Here is a 17807-nt window from a genome sequence, read left to right on the forward strand (position 1 = left end):
CCTTCGATTTCTCATCAGGAACCTCGTCATGCAAGTCCCTCGTCGTGGCAATGCCAAAGTTGTTGTGCTGGTAATCGTCGTTATTCTGGCCGTGATGGGGGTCGTATGTGCCGGCCTGGCCGCGGTCGTCTTGATTCCTGCGTTTGGCCAAGCACGCATTGCAGCCGAGCGAATGGAATCGACCAACAACATGAAGATGATCGGTCTGGCCCTGCATAACTATCACGATACGTACGGTTCGTTTCCGCCCGCTTTCATTGCGGACGAAGGGGGCCGTCCGATGCACTCGTGGCGTGTGCTGATCCTTCCATTCTTGGAAGAGCAGTTGATGTACGATCAATACGACTTCGACCAGCCGTGGGACAGCCCGCACAATTTGGCCGTTTGCCAAGAGACGCCGTTGGCGTACCAAAGTGCTCCGATTCGAAACAACGCCGCCCCTGAGATGACCAGTTACCTGGCCGTGGTTGGTCCGAATACGGCGATCAATTCCGAAAAAGCAGTCCGCATCCGCGATATCGTTGACGGCACATCCAATACGTTAGCCGTCGTCGAAGACACGACCAGCCCAGTGCCGTGGAACCAACCGGTCGATATTTCGCCACAAGCGTTTCTCGCTGGCGACCTCGACGCGGGCTACTTCAACGGGGCGAACATCTTGATGACCGACGGCTCAGTCCGTTTCTTTACCCAGGCCGACAAAACGATGCTGGCGCCGATGACGACGATCGGTCAGGGTGACTAAATGAACGCGAATAGGCCGCGGGGCAGGTTTTCCCTGCAAGGGTTGATGATCGCGATCGCTGCCATCGGCTTGGTTTGTGCATTTCTTGGTTGGCTTGGGCGTTCCATGATAGATGCCCGAGAGCAAGCAATCGATATGACGCAATGCGGCCGGATGCACAAAATTCGTCAGGCTCTTCTCGAATATGAGTTTGCCCACGGTGCGTTTCCTCCGGTCTATACGGTCGACGAGTTTGGAATGCCATCAACGTCTTGGCGCGTCCTTATTTTGCCTTTTATGGAAGAGAGTGGTTTGCTGCAGCAGTACGATCAATCGCAGCCCTGGGACAGTCCGACCAATGCTCCGCTGATCGCTCAAATTCCTGACTGCTACGAACCTCGGTACGGTAATCAGGCAAACGCCGAAGGGCTCACTCCGTTTGTCGCCGTCACCGGCAACGGTACGCTCTTCGACAGCCCGGCAACGATCGATGACCACTGGAACTCTTCCCGTAAGCACGAAGCAATCGTCATCTGCAACAATCGCCGCATGGTTCCCTGGACAAAACCAGACGACTGCTCGCTCAAGGAGTTTCAGGCCATCCTGAAATCACTGAAGGAACCAGACTCCAGCTTGTGGGTGTTCTGTCTCGATCAAATCGAAATCGCCAAGCCGATCCATGGCGAACTGGCAGACTCTACTTGACCAAAGAACTGTAGGGTCCGCTCCGCGGACGCAGCGTTTCTCTTTAGCTTTTCACTATACTACCGCGTCCGCCTAGCGGACCCTGCGTAACAAAAGAACGACGCAACCCCTCTTCAACTTCACAGCCAAACGAATGAGAATAGCCACAGTCAACTCTGTTTCTCATCTTGGGCTGAAAGCGACATGACGCAAGGCGATTCGTTTCCCACGATTAAATTCCGCGGCCAGCTGCGCCCTTCTCAGGTTCAAGTGAAAGAGGTCGCACAGCAGCAGTTGGCTCGCGGCGAACGGCAACTGCATATTGTCGCGCCGCCAGGGTCGGGGAAGACGGTCGTGGGGCTTTATCTGTGGGCCGAGATGATCAAGCGACCGGCGTTGGTGCTCAGCCCGAACTCGGCCATTCAATCGCAGTGGGCGGCGCGGACCGATCTTTTTGAAACCGATCGTCCGATGTCGATGCTCGTCAGTACCGATCCCAACGAGCCGCAACTGCTGACGTCGCTCACGTATCAAGCGGTCACATTGCCGCGTCGGGGGGATGAAGGACTTGATCACGCGGCGATGTCGTTGTGGGAAGATCGACTCATCTCCAAAGGTCAGGCCCAAGATCCAGCGGAAGCGAAGGTTTGGATTCGCGACCTCAAGAAGCATAACCGCGATTACTACGACGAACGCCTGTCTGCGTATCGCAAAAGTGTTCGCGACGAAGCAGGTCTCGCCGGCGAATCGTTCGAGATGCTTCATCAGTCCTGTTTGAAGACCTGGCAGCGTCTTCGAGATGCCGGCGTGGGGATGTTGATTCTCGACGAATGCCATCACCTGGTCGGACATTGGGGCCGCGTTCTTTCTGATGCGATGCAGTATCTCGACGATCCTATTGTCGTTGGGCTGACGGCGACGCCGCCTGATGGGGATGGAAAGATTCCGGCTGACTTCGAGCGGTACCAGCAGTTCCTCGGTCCGATCGATCACGATGTGCCGGTGCCGGCGGTGGTGCGAGACGGGTTTTTGGCACCGTATCAAGACCTCGTCTACTTCGTGCGTCCGTCGGAAGCGGAGTTGCGGTTCATCGCTCAAGCCGACGATCACTTGCAAGAGATTCTGCAGGACGTCTGCGATAAGCCTTCCGACGACAGCTCGCAAGAAGCGACGACGGTCGAGAAGAACGATGCTGCGAACGGCATCACCGCGAACGGTAATGACGAAGTGCACGAAGTCGAAGAGGACGAACTGCAGCTTCAGCACGTTGGCGGGACCGAAGCGGTTTATGAAGAAGAGAACCCGTTTGACGATTTGATTTCGGTTGCCGAGTTAAACGAGGCAAAGGAACCTAAGCAGCCGGAGCCAACGCTCCCGGCGCCCTCCTCTTCCCCTCCGGAAACAGCCACCGTTGATGATGCGCCGCGTGTTCCCTCACTGGTGCCATGGCTTGCGCAAACGCTTGAGACGCGACAGCATGCGACGAGTACGTTCAAGACGTGGTCTTCCTTTCATCGTCGCGACCCTGAGTTTGCCGATGCGGCTCGGGTCTTTCTGCAAACGCGAAACGTTAAGCTTCCCGAAGAAGTTCCTCCGGTCGTGATCGAAGTACCGCTGGAAGAAGTCCCGCAGATTCCGGTCGTTATCCCGGTGCTCGATCGGTACGTGCGGCATGCCCTGCGAAGATCGGCCAATGCAGAGGACCGAGCATTGGCGGAAAAAGTGATCGCCGGACTTCGCATGTTAGGTGTGCAGATTACCGAAACCGGTTGCCAGGCATGTGCTTCGCCGGTCGGCCGGGTCTTGGCTTATTCCAGCGAAAAAGCGAAAGCTTTGGCTCCAATTCTGACAGCCGAAATGGCAGCACTCGGCGATGCGATTCGAGCGGTCGTGGTGACCGACTTCGAGAAAACATCCGCTACCATTTCCGAGGTCGAGCACTTGCTCAGCAGTGAAGCAGGCGGAGCGATCGCGGCGTTCCGCGTATTAGTCAGCGACTCGAAGCTGGACGAACTGAACCCGGTACTTGTCACCGGATCGAGCGTGCTGGTCGACGACGATCTATCGCCCCAGTTCGCTTCGGCGGCGAAAGAGTGGCTCGCCAACGCAGGTTACGATGCGACGCTGACGTTCGAGCAGGAAGTTGGCTTTCATGTCGTCTCAGGCAGCGGCCGCGATTGGTGCCCGCGCGTGTATGTTGAAATGATCACCGACTTGTTCCAGCGAGGTTTGACGAAGTGCCTTGTCGGAACGCGCGGGCTTTTGGGAGAAGGCTGGGACGCGAACAAGATTAACGTGCTGATCGACTTGACGACCGTCACCACAAGTATGACCGTTCGTCAGCTGCGGGGGCGATCGTTCCGTTTAGATCCGCAAGTCCCTGAGAAACTGGCCGACAACTGGGATGTCGTTTGTCTCGCTCCCGAATTCAGCAAAGGCCTGGACGATTACGCGCGGTTCATCAAAAAGCATCAAAACATCTTTGGCGTGACCGACGACGCGGTGATCGAGAAAGGGGTGGGCCACGTTCATCCCGCTTTGACCGACCTTCGCCCGGAACTGTTGGAAGGTTCGGTCCGCGAGTTGAATCGTGACATGCTTGGTCGCGTGACGCTTCGCCGCGAGACACGCGACTTATGGCAGATCGGTACGCCGTACGAAGGGAATCCGAATCATACGCTGGAAATGCGGATCAAAGGATCGCCGCGTGAAGAAGGAGGCTTTCCACCCTTCGCCGGATCGAAAGAACCGTGGTCGAGCGAATCGCTTGTCCAAGCAATCGGCGAAGCAATCGCACGGACGATGGTTGAACTCGATCTGTTGAAGTCGGCACCTGAGGTCGTGTCAAAGTCGCGTGCCGGCGGATATGTGCGTGTCCTATTGGAAGATGCGAGCGACGACGATAGCCGCACGTTTGTTACGGCGCTGCACGAAGCGTTAGGACCACTCAATCGACCGCGATACATCATTCCGCGGAAACTGAAGTTCGTCCGTACGAACTGGTTGTCGAGAATGTTACCGAAAGTATTGGGGCAATACTTCGAGAAGACGCAAGACAAAACGGTGATGGTGCATGCCGTGCCGAACGTCTTGGCGAAGAACAAAGAGACCGTCGAGATCTACGAGCGGTACTGGAACGAGTACGTCAGTCCTGGCTTTCCGGTGTTCGCACTGCGTGGCGAAGGAGAAGACTTGATGCGCGAGGCACTCAAGAAAGGGATGAGTCCCGAGGGCGATTTCCACGAGAAGGAAATCTTCCGGTAGTCGACCGTACGGAATCGATTAACCGAATAACGCCGCGATGTCGTCCTGGCTTAGCGGTTTGTCTTCGGTCGATTCCTCTTCGTCCGAAACACTTTCCGCGGCGGCTTCTTCGGCGGGCGTTTCAGCGACCGGTGTTTCATCGCTGGAATCGGCTTCCGACGCGGCAAGCATCGACTCGATATCATCCATCGAAGCGAGTTCCGACGGCGACTCTTCCTCGGCGACAGGCTCTTCCGGAACTTCCGGCTGCTGCTTGCGACCGGAGAGGTAGTCTTCGACTTCGTTCTCTTCTTCGGCAAAGAAATCTGCCGGAGATGGTTTCGCGGCTTCTTCCGGTTCTTGCTCTTCCGCTGTTGGTTCTTCCTCGGCGACAGGTTCTTCCATCACCGGTTCTGGTTCGGCAGGAGCTTCTTCGATCGTTTCTTCCGCCACCGGTTCCGGCGTTGGTTCTTCTGCGATCGGCGGCTGTGGAACCGGTTCCTCTTCCGGCAGGTCTTCCGGCTCGTTCATTTCAGGGAACGGCTGGCTGACCGCTTTCGGAGCGGACGGTGCAGGAGGTGGCGAAGGAGCTTTTTCAGGCTCCGGCTTTGCTTCTTCTTCGTTTTCAATCAGATCAATCTGAACGACATTGTCTCCGCGCGAAGGCAAGAACAACGCGTACCATGGCTTAGGGCCATACCCCAGCATGACCGCGGCGGCAAAGCCAACGGCAAGATTAATGATCGAAAAAAGCAGAAAGACAATCACGGTCTAACCACCAACCCCTAAAGCTTCGAAATTCGGCGGGAGGAAAGTCCTCCCCGCTAGTGAAGCATACGTTTCTTCCCCGTGCGGTTCGCATCGGCGAAGACAATGGCTTGGCAAGAATTGATGGTGAAAACTGTTAAACCATCAAAACCGTTACGACTGTGACAGAAATCCCCAGGATGGGCAGGCTGTTAGCGGCTTTGGCCTCGCATAACGGGGCCAGGTCGGCCGTTGGACTGCGACGCTTGTCGCACGAATTCGTCGGAAGGATTGCCTGGCAGCGTGAATACGGCCGGCTGAGCGGTCGGATTATCCTTCGAGCGAAGCACGACGGTAACCTCGGCGCCATCCTTCTGGCCACGCAAATAGTGCAGCATTTCTCGCTCGACGTCGCTGAGCCCTTGCATGTTGTCGACGTTGCTACGACTTGCCGTCGCTGCCGATGGCATGCTGGGCATCGAACGGGCAGCCGGATTCGAGGGGAAGTTGCTAGGAGGAACTTCCGACATCGATCGCATCGGCTGTGGGTTGTTACGCTGCGTTTCTGCGGTTTGCGTTGGCATCGGCTGCGAAGCGGAAGCCAATTGAACCGGGGCGGCGTTTTGGTTTTGGAACAAGTGAGCCAGTTTCGCTTGCTTCAGCACGGTATAGATCGTGGGGATCGCGGCGTAGATGCCTTCGTCGTCTTCGTCGTCGGCGGCATTGCAAACACCAATCAATTGACCGTCAGGGCTGAATAGTCCGCCACCGCTTCGGCCAACCGAAGGAGCCCCAGCCGCTTGAACGTTTTCCGGGCCGACATAGCGGTTCACACTGTTGATTCGCGTTTGATAAAGGTTCCGAGGCCCGCCGTTATCGCAGCCGACGCTGAAGGCTTGTTGTCCGACTTGAACCGCGTGACTAGGGGCGGCGATCTGCATGGGAGTAATCGGCGACGTTGTGTGAATTGCTACGAGGGCAACGTCACGATCAAGATCGAAGACGAGCACTTTGCCAGGAACGGTGGTGCCTGATTCGGAATCCTGAAACGTAATCACTTCCAGTGGTCCTTGCCCTTTGGAGTCGCGGAACAAGTGAGCACATGTCAGCACGAGCGCTTCGTTCTCTTGTGTATGCACAACCGTGCCGCTGCCGTACGAGTGACCGTCGGGGTCGGTGATTTTCAGCTTCACGCTGGCCTGCATCGCTTGAGCATGGATGTCGCCTCCGCTTTGGGGAGCGGACTGTGGCATCATCTGCGGCATCGACTGACCAAAAACGGCTGGCTGCACGTTTTGTTGAGCCATGGCCATCGATGCCTGTGGCGATTGGCCGCGTGCGATTCCGGTGGCTGCGTTGAGCTGCGGTGCCGCTTGGGCGAGGTTCATCTGAGGTTTCGCCGCGTGGAACATCTTGGCGAGTCGATCGAACGACGTGGCCCCTTCCACGGTGTCGACGATCTGATTGTTCGAGACGAGGGCAAAGTAAGGCAGTCCGCGAACGCCCATCTGCTGAGCCATTTGCGGTTGCTGATCTCGGTTGATGACTTGGACCGGAAAGCCTGCTTGTTGCAGACGACCGATGACCGGCTTCATCTGGTGGCAGTAAGTGCACCAGTCGGCAGTGAAGCAGTAGAGAACCGTGTCGGCCGCGGCCAATGGTGCCGAAAGCGCGAGCAATAGTAACAGCGAGGTAACCGCTTTCATCGCATCCCTCCTTGGAGCGAAATCGTTCAGTGCTCCTTCGTGGAGCATCGGGGTTCACGTGGACCAGCGGGGTCGTGCGGTCCGTTGCTTTTCACGTTCAGCCATCCTGGCCGAAGGGGGTCGGAAAAGCGCCGGGACAATGTCGTTGGATCGCTGATTTGCAACAAGGTCAATCAAAGACAATTTGCCGGGAAATGCCTCGGAACGACAAAAATTGCTCAAGTTTCGTCGTGCTATCAGCCGCAGCCATTGGTTGCCAGCACCGCGCGAGTCCAACTTTCAGGTACGAAAAGACCGTCGATCGAGGGAGTACGAAAGCGAAATTAAGCGACCGATCAATAAGCACGGATCCGACTTTTCTCGACATTTCGAGATAGACTGGAACAGTTACTAAGGGGCATCACGAATCCTCTTTACTGACACACGTTTGTGAGTACTTTCCCCCGTCAGGTGTCGTTTTCTTTAGATGAAAGACCTTCCGCAACACGAATCGCCTGCGGTTGATATTGCGCAACTTGTTGCTGCACATCAACTTAGCGTCTGGCGATATTTGCGATCCTGGGGTTGTTCGCCTCAGGAAGCGGAGGATTTGACCCAGGAAACTTTTTTGAAGGTCCTGGAAAAGCCGTTCGAGCAGCTGACCGATGCCGCTACGAGGGGGTTTCTTCGGACAGTGGCTCGTAATCTGCTGATTGATCGACGCCGAAAACAGGGCCGCAATGCCCAAGTTCAAGGGGTCGAGAACATCGAGCAGTTCTGGGTTGCCTCCGATAAAGGGGAGCCAGAAGAGCTTTTGGACTTTCTGCGGGAATGCCTCGAGGGGCTGACCGACCGGGCCAGGATGGCTTTGGAGATGCGATTTTCCGATCGCAAGTCACGCACCGAGATCGCCGACGCACTGGAGATCGGCGAGCACGGAGCGAAGAACCTGATGCAAAGAGCCAAGCAGCAGCTTCGCGAATGCATCGAGCATAAACTCAAAGACGAATCATGAACCACGAAGATCCGATCATCGATCCTCTTTTAGAGGAACTGCTTGGCAGCGAGCAGATGCCGGATCTTACCGCGCGCATTGTGAAGGCGCATCAGCAGCGCCAGTCTTCCAGCAGCAAGCCTATCAATGGGCAAGGGAAAGCACCTCTATCGATGGTGTCAGCGGCAGTTACGCAGACCGCTCCTGAATGTTTCGCTGCGGAAGATGATGTTCCTTCCAAAAAGCCAAGCGAGGCCAAACGTCGTCGCCAGCGCCAGCGATTGTTCGCCTCGATCGGGTCGATCGCCCTCAGCCTTTGTTTGCTGGTGATTTTGGGCGGCGTGGCCTACATCGGATATCAGCAGTTTTTGCCAGGGCAAGGCATGCCGCTCGCCGCCGACGGGGACCACCACCCGTCGGCTGGCGCCCGCGACGACAAAGCACCCGGCCGTGATGTTGAAAACGGCGATGCTCAAGATACCGATCCACAGTTGGCTTCCAACGACAGTCCCAACTCTGATGGGCCGATTCCTCCTCCGCAGGCGATGCCAGAGCCGAAACCGCAAATGGCATCGCCAATCGAAGCAGTCGATCCTGCGGCACTTGCCGAAAAGACGGCTCCCCGCTTTATTAAGCCTCGGACGCGAGATAGCTTGCAGCTTTCCGACGAACAAGTCGTTGGGGAAATCAACAACGCGATTGCCGCTGTGTGGGATGCTGAGAACGTTAAGCCTTCCCCCGAAGCAACCGATAACGAGTTCGTTCGTCGGACCTATTTGCAACTGCTCGGTCGTATTCCTACGGTCGAAGAGATCAATCACTTTGTCAGCCAACGTCGCGATAACAAACGCGAATGGCTGGTCGATCAGATCTTGAGCGGCGAAAAGTATGAAGCGGAGTTCGCTTCGTTTTGGAGTGCTCGGTTCGCGAACATCTTAGTCGGCCGCGCCGGCGGAATGAGCGACGACAGCCCGATCAATCGTTCCGCGCTGGAAGGCTACTTGGCGAAACAGTTCGAGAGCAACACGCCATACAACTTGCTGGTGCAAGACTTGTTGACGGCATCTGGAACGACCAGCCCCGGCAGCGAAAGCTTCAACCCTGCGACCAACTTCCTGGTCAGTATGGTCGAAGGGGACGCGAAGTTAGCCACGGCGAAGACTTGTTCGGCGTTTCTAGGACAGCAGCTACAGTGTGCTGAGTGCCACAATCATCCGACCACGGGATGGAGCCAGCAGCAATTCTGGGGGCTGAATGCCTTCTTCCGACAAACGAAACTGGCCAAAGATCGCCAGTCGGGGCAGCTGGCGCTCTTTGACCAGGACTTTACCAAGAGCCGCGACTCCGATTCGGGCGAAGTCTATTACGAACAGCCAAACGGCTTGATGAAAGTCGCCTTCCCGCAGTTTGTTGACGGCACGACGATCCCTCAGTCAGGCAAAGTGACCGAAGTCGATCGCCGACAGGAATTGGCCCAGCTGATTGTGAACTCGGATCAGTTCCCCAAAGCGACCGTCAACCGCATGTGGCAGCATTTCTTCGGCGTTGGTTTCACGCAGCCGGTCGATGACATGGGACCGCACAATCCAGCTTCGCATCCCGAGCTGCTCGATCAACTGTCGCAGCACTTCGCCGAATCAAACTTCGATCTTCGTCGCTTGATGCGTTGGATTACCCTTTCGCAGCCTTATGGACTGTCGAGCCGCCAGATCGACGAAAACCTGGCCGACAATCCGGATGGCGGCCGGCAATTGTTTGCTCGGTATTATGCTCGACAGATGGAAGCGGAGCAGCTGTTCCACTCGCTGCAGATGCTTGCCAAAACGCCTTCGGAAGAACGAGGATCGATCTTGGCTTCGGTGCAAGATCGTCACAGCTGGCTCGGCCAGGTTAACCAGAAGATGGGCGATGACGAAGACAGCGAAACATCGGCACTCGATGGCGGCATTACCCAATCGCTGCTGCTGATGAATGGCGGGCTGATGAAGCAAGCCACCGATGCTCAGGCCGCGGTTCTGAAGAAGGTGACCGCTTCCAAGATGTCGGCTCAAGCGAAGATCGACCACTTGTTCCTCGCGGCCCTGTCGCGCCGTCCGACCAAGAAAGAGTCTGCCGCGATCGGCGAGATCTTAAAGGTCCGCAACAACGAAGCGGCTGCCCTGCAAGATATCTGGTGGGCACTTCTTAACAGCAACGAGTTCATCCTCGATCACTAATCCCCGGCCACTCTATATGGTCAGGGGATTTGCTTCGTCGGCACATTTGCGCGACACTTCAAGAGTATGAAAGATGGCATCCGAAACGTCGGTGTCACTGGTACTGCCTGCGGAGTCGCACCATGGATCTCGACCAACAACGCCAGATAATGCTTTCCCAGTTGCGGGAACGAGGGATCTCTGATGAGAAAGTGCTGGCCGCGATGGCGGCGATCCCTCGCGAAGCATTTGTGCTGGAAGCGTATCAAGACGATGCGTATGCCGACTCGGCGTTGCCGCTTTCGCACAAGCAAACCATCTCGCAGCCGCTTGTCGTCGCGCTGATGGCCCAGGTACTCGAGTTAAAGCCCTCGGATCGCGTCCTCGAAATTGGCACCGGCAGTGGCTACGCCGCCGCGGTATTAGGACAACTTGCCCGCGATGTGGTCTCCGTCGAACGAGTTGGCGATCTGGCGATTACCGCGTCGGAAACGCTACGTAAGCTACCTGTAGACAACGTCAAAGTTCGCTTCGGCGACGGTATGAAAGGCTGGGAAGAAGAGGCGCCCTACGATGCCATCGCGGTCGCGGCCGGAGGCGATCGGGTGCCGAGCGCCCTGTTTGAACAGTTAGCGATCGGCGGTCGAATGGTCATTCCGATTGGCGCCGCACAAGATTCTCAGAAGCTGATCCGAATTCGCAAGATTGCCGCAGATCGTTACGTAGAAGACGATTTCGGCGGCGTACGCTTCGTGCCGCTGCTGCCAGAGACCGACTGACGCTGCGATGAGCGGGGGGAATCGGCACCACCGGCATGCCAGTTGCGGAATCGGGACGTGGGAAACTATGTCCGTTGGTCCCCTTCTGAGAAGGATGATGCCATGTCTTCGCATAATGTTGAACAGCTGAAGCAGCTTTCCGTTCATATTCGTAAGTGGATCCTCAGTTGCACGCATAAAGCTGGGTCCGGCCACCCAACGTCTTCGCTTTCCGCCGTAGAGTTGATGGTCGCGTTGATGTTCGACGGGAACTTTCGGTACGACTTAACGAATCCGAAGCATTGCAATAACGATCGGTTGATCTTCTCCAAGGGGCATGCGTCTCCTCTTTTCTATTCGCTGTGGTGTGCGGCCGGCGTTCTCGATGAAGACGACCTGATGACGTATCGCGATTTCGATAGTCTCCTGGAAGGTCATCCAACATCGCGATTTCCTTACACCGAAGCGGCGACCGGATCGCTGGGGCAAGGGCTTTCGGTCGGTGTCGGCATGGCGATGAATGCCAAGTATCTCGACGAGCTACCCTACCGCACGTTTGTCTTGCTGGGAGATAGCGAAATGGCGGAAGGCTCGCAGTGGGAAGCGATGGAATTGGCCAGTCATTACAAACTGAATAACTTGGTGGGCGTGCTCGACGTCAATCGACTCGGTCAGCGTGGGCCGACGATGCAGGGGTACGATCTGGAAACCTACGAGCAACGTGCCAAAGCGTTCGGTTGGAAAACGATCGTCGTACCGGAAGGGCATAACATTGGCCAGCTCAGCGAGGCTTATAAGCAAGCGGCGAAAAGCGAAGATGCACCGACGATGATCATCGCCAAAACGGTGAAGGGAAAAGGGGTCTCTTTCCTGGAGAACGAGGATGGTTGGCACGGCAAAGCACTGGACGATGATAAGCTGACCGAAGCGTTACGAGCTTTTCCGGAGGTTCCAAATGACCTGCGTGGAGAAGTTTTGAAGCCGCAGGAAGCTTCGTTTCCGGAGGTAGAGAATGGTCATCAAAGCCACTTTGATTATGAGATCGGATCGGAAGAAGCGACGCGTACCGCCTACGGTAACGCAGTGGCTCGATTGGGCGACAAGTATTCGCGAATGGTGGCTCTGGATGGCGAAGTCTCGAATTCGACGCGTGCGGAGTTCTTCCAAGAGAAATACCCGGAACGTTTTTTCGAGATGTTCATTGCCGAGCAAAACATGGTGGGGACAGCACTTGGGATGGCCCTGCGTAGCAAGATTCCATTCGTGTCGACATTCGCGGCATTCTTCACACGTGCGTACGATCAGATCCGCATGGCCCGGTACTCCGACCCAAACATTAAGTTCATTGGCTCGCATGCCGGCGTCGAGATCGGCGAAGATGGTCCTTCCCAAATGGGTCTGGAAGACTTGGCCATGTTTCGTTCGATCATGGGCTGCGCGGTGCTGTACCCCAGCGATGCGGTCGCGACGGAACGCCTGGTGGAAGAGATGGCGGCGTTCAACGGTATGGCTTATCTACGAACAACGCGAGGCAAATTGCCGGTCTTATATGGCCCGGATGAAGCTTTTCCGATGGGTGGCTCGAAGATTTTGCGTCAGTCAGAGAACGACCGCATAACGTTGATCGGTGCTGGCGTGACTCTTCACGAATGTATGAAGGCACACGATACACTCAAAGAAAAGGGAATCTTGACGCGTGTGATCGACCTTTATTCAGTCCATCCACTCGATACGGTGACGCTAAGAAAGGCGGCGCTAGAGACGCACCGCCTGGTGACGGTCGAAGACCACTTCGCCGCTGGCGGAATCGGCGAAGCAGTCGCGAGTGCGTTGGCGGACCAATCGACACCTATTCAGTCGTTGTGTGTCTCGGTCCGTCCTCGCAGTGGAACGACGCAGCAGCTGCTGGAATTGGAGGGGATCTCGGCGGACAAGATCGTCGAAGCAGTGCTGCATGGGGAACTCGTTCCTACTGCGAGCTAAACGGCGTTAGGCCATTTTCAAGTCGTTCTCCATGTTCGAGAGTGCCGACATCAGCTGGCTCCATTCGGCGACGACATCAAGCGTCTCGAACTGGACGGTATCGTTGTTTTCGAAGCCGCGTTCGCTCAAGCGGATCGCGTCACCCAAAACCATCGTTCCGACAGGTTCAACTTCCGGTAGATTGTCCACGTCGAGCTCCTCTTCTTCATTTGGGAGAATATGTTCCAAAGCACGGTGAACAGCCCACAAAGCGGCTCGGCGTGCGTCTGCGGCGTCGATGACAAGCTTCAACGATCCCGATTCAACATAGTACTTAGCCATAGTCAGGGTTCCTTCCGTGTATTGTTTTAGGGTTCTGATTATCTTGGTCGCCCTTGGGCAGTAGTAGTTATCGCGACCTGTCTGACACGTCAGGTCAAAGCGCGAAAAGATTTTTCGGCGGCGGCTGAAAAGCGGGAAAATCACCGGAAGAAGCGGTGCTAGCACCAGAGCGACGCGCATAAAAAGAGCCGGTCTGACGCTCTGCCCCAAGTGGATACGAAACGCGTGGTATCGTATGAACGCCGGACCGACTCCGTGGCGGCTCTCGTAAGAACCTTTGAGAAAATAAGCGACATCATGTCGCTGGTGTCGACGCGTCTTGCGCCCCCTGTTTCCATTCGCCGAATGCGGGTTCGGCGAGCGGCATCGCTCAGTCGCGGTGCCGTTAGGAATTAACTGGCGAGCTGCCCGTTCGCCAATCAATAAAAATAATTTGGCTTACTTGCGGTTTTACCGCAACTCTCTTTTGCCCCTCCCAAGGGTATTCTGCGGCGAACCGATAAGCGGGTAGGGAATCACGTAGTCGATTGGGTGACGTGATGAAGCGCATAAAAAAACGCAGCTGCTTCGAGAGCCGCGCTGCCACCTTTGCTATGGCTGCCCCGCCCAAAGATGCACTCTCGAACACAACTGCGTTTCCGGGTCTCGGCGGCGCATTGGTGCGCTACACGATGGCTTTCAAGAAGACAGGACAACGCTGCCCTTGTATCCCGACTTCGACTGCCAATGCCCCCGACGCTAGGGTGGATCATCGGCAAATGGCAGCCGATCGCATGCGCTGAGAATAGCGCATTTATGATGTGGAAGACCACACAGTAGTGCGGCTAGACCGAAGAGTTCATCGAATCCGACTCGACAATACAGTCGGTCATGCGATTCGCTTCGTCGACAAGAATCACCCGTGGTTGGTGATCGGCGATCTCTTTTTCGGTGTATTGGGCGTAGCAGACAATGATGACCAAGTCGCCCGGCGTAACCAGGTGAGCGGCGGCACCGTTGATGCCGATGACGCCGGAGCCTGCTTCGCCTGGGATGGCATACGTTGTCAAACGCTGGCCGTTGGTCACGTTCAAGACGTCGACTTGCTCGTGCGGCAAAATCTGAGCCGCTTCCAGCAAGTTGGAATCGATCGTGATGCTACCCACGTAGTCCAGGTCGGCCTGGGTTACGGTCGCGCGGTGAATTTTGGATCGTAGAAAGGTACGTAGCATTCCAATGCTTTCGTCGGTTCGTGCCCGAAACGGAAGCTGCCTCCGCATGCTTCGCTTCCGGGTAAGCCACTATCGGCAAGGCTAACACAAGCCAAGCCTCATATTATATCGGATAATGCCAAGAATGGAAAAAGCCCCCAGGTGGAAACCTGGGGGCTTTTTTGAGTTTGGATTAGCTGGGATAGGCTTCAAAAAATATAAATTGAGTCAGATAGGTTGCTATTCCAAACAAGTATCAGCTTCGGAATCGACCATAACGGGCGAAGAATAATGAAGCTGAGCAATTTGCCAACCGTGGTGATTCTGGATCATGACGGCTGTAATTCGCAAGGGAACCTCTGCTTTTCGGTATCCGGCTTGAACGTAGAGATAGCAGTCCGTGGCGAGCCAGGCGACCTGACCCATCGTCGAAACACTTCTCCACCCAAAACGCATCCGAAGGGTGTCAGTTTGTTCCCAATCTCGTCGCACCTGGCTCCAAATGGCAGCGGCACCGACATTGCATTCGTCGGATCCACTTCCCAGGACCACGGCGTCTCGATCGGAACAAAACAGCCCTAGCAGTCTTCCCTTGTCGCGGCTTGCATAAGCATCTGCGAACTGGCGCAGCACGCTCATCACATCCGCTTCAACTGAAGCAGTTGCATACACGACAATCTCCCTGTCATGCAGAAGCACGTAGGGGCGCAGAGTTACCAGCAGAGAAGAAGCAGTAGGAATAATTAGATTCGAGAAGAGGTCAATCGCGAGTCATGAGGCAAAACAGACTCTTGGTGAACCTTACAGGAATCAGCTAACTAGCTCGATCGCCGAGGCATCTGGCCGAAACATACTCCCTAAGGAACCGTTTCTACTCGCGTAATCGAGGCACAACCCACGAGCAGAAGACTAGCAGAAAAGGATAAGGCTATACGTAGGATTCTAATGGAATGTTCTCTGGATCTCCAAGAACAATCATTCGGCTTAGAGCGATTAAAACAGAAAGAATTCTGGGAAATTCCGTTGCGCATCGGTTAGTGGGATCTAATCTTGCATTAACAGGATTTTGACCACGCTTCCTGTGGGGAAGGTATTAATAGGCGCAAAGATGCCTTTTTCGTGACCTATGCTTGCACGCCGTTTTGCGCGCCGGGATTCCGGGCCAGCACCTTTTACGAGTCACGTTCCCTCCGCAGGAACTTCTTTCGTGTCGAACTACAAAAACCAGCTGATTCAAGGGTGGATACTGCCTTTGGCCATTTTGTGGAGTGCATTTCTGCTGTTTCAGGTGCAGCCCCTGATCAGCAAGACCATTCTTCCCTGGTTTGGCGGAAGTCCTACCGTTTGGACGACCTGCATGCTGTTCTTTCAAGTGGTGCTGTTTGCAGGCTACTTGTACGCCCATCTGCTAGCAACGTGTTGTCCACGTCGATGGCAAGGAGTCATTCACGCCGGACTGATGGTCGCGGCACTGCTGCTGATGCCGATCGCCCCAGGCGAAAACTGGAAGCCGTCCGCCGACGTTTGGCCGCCGGGCTATATCTTGCTGCTGTTGGTTTCGCATTTGGGGCTTCCTTATTTCCTGCTCGCCGCGAATGGTCCATTGCTGCAGCATTGGTTCAGTGAGCTTGCTCCAGGGAAGATTCCCTACCGACTGTACGCATTGTCGAACATCGGCTCGCTGGCCGCTCTTTTGACGTATCCCTTTGTCGTCGAACCCAACTGGACGTTGCCGACGCAGTCGGTCGCCTGGAGTTTTGGCTATGCTGGTTTCGCATTGCTGCTCATTCCGATTGCCGTGGCGATTGTTCGTAACCAGCGTTCCTCGGTCGCAGCCGAGGTAAATGACGAACCTAAAACCGAAGCCGACGAAAGTTCGATGCCAAGTTGGCGGACACTCGCGGCGTGGCTGGTCCTGCCGGCATTTGCGTGCGTGATGCTGTTGGCGACAACCAACCACGTTTGCCAAGACATGGCCGTCGTGCCGTTCCTGTGGGTCGTTCCGTTAAGCTTGTACCTACTGACGTTTATCTTCTGCTTTGATGGCGAAGGTTGGTATCGCCGCAGTTGGATCGGCTGGATGGCGATCGGCAGTATCGTGTTGATCAGCGTGCTGGAACTGTTCGGTGGAATGCTGGATATTGCCTGGGTGGCGGTGTCCTACTTTGGCGCGATGTTCTTTGTCTGCATGATTTGCCATGGCGAACTGGTTCGTTTGAAGCCAGCGCCGAAACATCTGACGCTGTTCTATCTGATGATTTCTGGCGGTGGTGCGTTGGGAGGCATGTTTGTCTCGCTCGGCTGTCCACTGATCTTTTCGCAGTATTACGAAATGCCGTTAAGCTTGATCGTGGCTTTGGGATTGGCGTTGTTTGTCAGCTTGCGAGCTATCGAAAAGCATTTCGGTTCGATCCCGCTTTGGTCGATGAGCCTGATGTTCTTCGCCGTATTGGCTACCCTGTCCGGACAACTCCGCGGCTTCCGATCCGACTACTTGGAATCGCAACGCAACTTTTATGGCGTGTTGAGTATCGGCGAAGTGCCGACAGAAAATGGGGATCCGATCTTGGCCATGTATCACGGCCGAATCATGCATGGCTTTCAGTATCAGGCTCCCGAGAAACGTCGGACACCGACGTCTTATTACGCACGCAACACGGGCGTCGGGCTGACAATGGCTCGCTTGCCACAAGCAGAAGGCAAGCGTGTCGGCGTGGTCGGTCTCGGGGCAGGAACGCTGGCAACCTACGGCAAGCCTGGCGATTACTTCCGCTTCTACGAGATCAACGACGATGTCGTCGAGATGGCGGAAGAGCACTTCACGTTTCTCGCAGACTGCGAAGCAGACTACGACTTGGTGTTGGGAGATGCTCGCTTATCGCTTGAACGTGAGCCAGAACAACGTTTCGATGTGCTGGTGCTCGATGCGTTCAGTGGCGACGCCATTCCGACTCATCTTTTGACTCGCGAGGCGTTCCAGATTTATCAGCGGCATTTGACCGAAGATGGGGTGCTGGCCATTCATGTCAGCAACAAACACTTGGATTTGCGGCCGGTCGTTTTGGGAACGTGCGAAGAGTTCGATCTGCCGGCGCTCTACATTACGACCGAACCCGATGCGGCGACGCAGCAGACAGGCTCGCAGTGGATTATCGCCTCGAAGAATCGGCAGTTCCTCGCAGACGATACGATGCAGACGGCCACGACGAAGCTGGGACCGCACATGGTTTATGCCAAGCCGTGGACCGATAACTTCAGCAACTTGCTGGAAGTGTTGAAGTAG

13 protein-coding genes are annotated in these 17807 nt (G+C 55.6%); 8 read left to right on the forward strand and 5 right to left on the reverse strand.

Annotation, left to right across the window (positions count from 1 at the left end; all coding sequences use genetic code 11):
• Positions 1–28: 28 nt before the first annotated feature.
• From LA756_RS18805 to LA756_RS18815, 3 genes are all read left to right on the forward strand, one after another.
• On the forward strand, positions 29–745 hold the full coding sequence (locus tag LA756_RS18805; RefSeq protein WP_224436270.1) for a DUF1559 domain-containing protein: 717 nt from the start codon (positions 29–31) through the stop codon (positions 743–745).
• A 45-nt stretch (positions 746–790) separates the two neighbouring features.
• Positions 791–1429: a DUF1559 domain-containing protein gene (locus LA756_RS18810; RefSeq protein ID WP_224436271.1), complete on the forward strand. Its 639-nt coding sequence runs from the start codon at positions 791–793 to the stop codon at positions 1427–1429.
• A gap of 183 nt (positions 1430–1612) precedes the next feature.
• Entirely contained in the window at positions 1613–4672 is a 3060-nt protein-coding gene (locus LA756_RS18815) for a DEAD/DEAH box helicase (RefSeq protein ID WP_224436272.1), read from the forward strand.
• 18 nt (positions 4673–4690) lie between these two features.
• Here the strand turns inward: LA756_RS18815 and LA756_RS18820 are convergent, their stop codons facing one another.
• The gene (locus tag LA756_RS18820; RefSeq protein ID WP_224436273.1) at positions 4691–5419 is read right to left on the reverse strand and encodes a hypothetical protein; all 729 of its coding nucleotides are present in this window, start codon (positions 5417–5419) and stop codon (positions 4691–4693) included.
• Between the two features lie 191 nt (positions 5420–5610).
• Positions 5611–7104 (reverse strand): trypsin-like peptidase domain-containing protein, encoded by a 1494-nt coding sequence (locus tag LA756_RS18825; protein ID WP_224436274.1) that lies wholly within the window; start codon positions 7102–7104, stop codon positions 5611–5613.
• Between the two features lie 466 nt (positions 7105–7570).
• Here LA756_RS18825 and LA756_RS18830 point away from each other — a divergent pair, with 466 nt between their 5' ends.
• The 4 genes from LA756_RS18830 to LA756_RS18845 all read left to right on the forward strand — a co-directional run bounded on the left by LA756_RS18830 (position 7571) and on the right by LA756_RS18845 (position 13013).
• Positions 7571–8098, forward strand: coding sequence for an RNA polymerase sigma factor (locus tag LA756_RS18830; protein ID WP_224436275.1), 528 nt, complete (start codon positions 7571–7573; stop codon positions 8096–8098).
• Positions 8095–10293: a DUF1549 domain-containing protein gene (locus tag LA756_RS18835; protein ID WP_224436276.1), complete on the forward strand. Its 2199-nt coding sequence runs from the start codon at positions 8095–8097 to the stop codon at positions 10291–10293. The genes LA756_RS18830 and LA756_RS18835 overlap by 4 nt, the downstream gene beginning before the upstream one ends.
• Positions 10294–10415: 122 nt before the next feature.
• The gene (locus LA756_RS18840; RefSeq protein ID WP_224436277.1) at positions 10416–11051 is read left to right on the forward strand and encodes a protein-L-isoaspartate(D-aspartate) O-methyltransferase; all 636 of its coding nucleotides are present in this window, start codon (positions 10416–10418) and stop codon (positions 11049–11051) included.
• Positions 11052–11153: 102 nt separating this feature from the next.
• Entirely contained in the window at positions 11154–13013 is a 1860-nt protein-coding gene (locus tag LA756_RS18845) for a transketolase (protein ID WP_224436278.1), read from the forward strand.
• A 6-nt stretch (positions 13014–13019) separates the two neighbouring features.
• On the opposite strand, the gene LA756_RS18850 is transcribed toward LA756_RS18845, so the two are convergent.
• The 3 genes from LA756_RS18850 to LA756_RS18860 form a co-directional block, all read right to left on the reverse strand.
• On the reverse strand, positions 13020–13334 hold the full coding sequence (locus LA756_RS18850) for a hypothetical protein (RefSeq protein ID WP_224436279.1): 315 nt from the start codon (positions 13332–13334) through the stop codon (positions 13020–13022).
• 824 nt (positions 13335–14158) lie between these two features.
• Entirely contained in the window at positions 14159–14545 is a 387-nt protein-coding gene (panD, locus tag LA756_RS18855; protein WP_224436280.1) for an aspartate 1-decarboxylase, read from the reverse strand.
• Positions 14546–14764: 219 nt separating this feature from the next.
• Positions 14765–15196 (reverse strand): nuclear transport factor 2 family protein, encoded by a 432-nt coding sequence (locus tag LA756_RS18860; protein WP_224436281.1) that lies wholly within the window; start codon positions 15194–15196, stop codon positions 14765–14767.
• A gap of 535 nt (positions 15197–15731) precedes the next feature.
• Here LA756_RS18860 and LA756_RS18865 point away from each other — a divergent pair.
• On the forward strand, positions 15732–17807 hold the full coding sequence (locus tag LA756_RS18865; RefSeq protein WP_224436282.1) for a spermidine synthase: 2076 nt from the start codon (positions 15732–15734) through the stop codon (positions 17805–17807).

It is taken from the genome of Bremerella sp. TYQ1 (genome assembly GCF_020150455.1).
In the GTDB taxonomy this organism is placed as follows: domain Bacteria; phylum Planctomycetota; class Planctomycetia; order Pirellulales; family Pirellulaceae; genus Bremerella; species Bremerella volcania_A.

Bases quoted from the DNA above. Each gene is read 5' to 3' on its own strand.
- LA756_RS18805 (WP_224436270.1), top strand. From the start codon at position 29: ATGCAAGTCCCTCGTCGTGGCAATGCCAAAGTTGTTGTGCTGGTAATC.
- LA756_RS18810 (WP_224436271.1), top strand. From the start codon at position 791: ATGATCGCGATCGCTGCCATCGGCTTGGTTTGTGCATTTCTTGGTTGG.
- LA756_RS18815 (WP_224436272.1), top strand. From the start codon at position 1,613: ATGACGCAAGGCGATTCGTTTCCCACGATTAAATTCCGCGGCCAGCTG.
- LA756_RS18825 (WP_224436274.1), bottom strand. From the start codon at position 7,104: ATGAAAGCGGTTACCTCGCTGTTACTATTGCTCGCGCTTTCGGCACCA.
- LA756_RS18830 (WP_224436275.1), top strand. From the start codon at position 7,571: ATGAAAGACCTTCCGCAACACGAATCGCCTGCGGTTGATATTGCGCAA.
- LA756_RS18835 (WP_224436276.1), top strand. From the start codon at position 8,095: ATGAACCACGAAGATCCGATCATCGATCCTCTTTTAGAGGAACTGCTT.
- LA756_RS18840 (WP_224436277.1), top strand. From the start codon at position 10,416: ATGGATCTCGACCAACAACGCCAGATAATGCTTTCCCAGTTGCGGGAA.
- LA756_RS18845 (WP_224436278.1), top strand. From the start codon at position 11,154: ATGTCTTCGCATAATGTTGAACAGCTGAAGCAGCTTTCCGTTCATATT.
- LA756_RS18850 (WP_224436279.1), bottom strand. From the start codon at position 13,334: ATGGCTAAGTACTATGTTGAATCGGGATCGTTGAAGCTTGTCATCGAC.
- panD (WP_224436280.1), bottom strand. From the start codon at position 14,545: ATGCTACGTACCTTTCTACGATCCAAAATTCACCGCGCGACCGTAACC.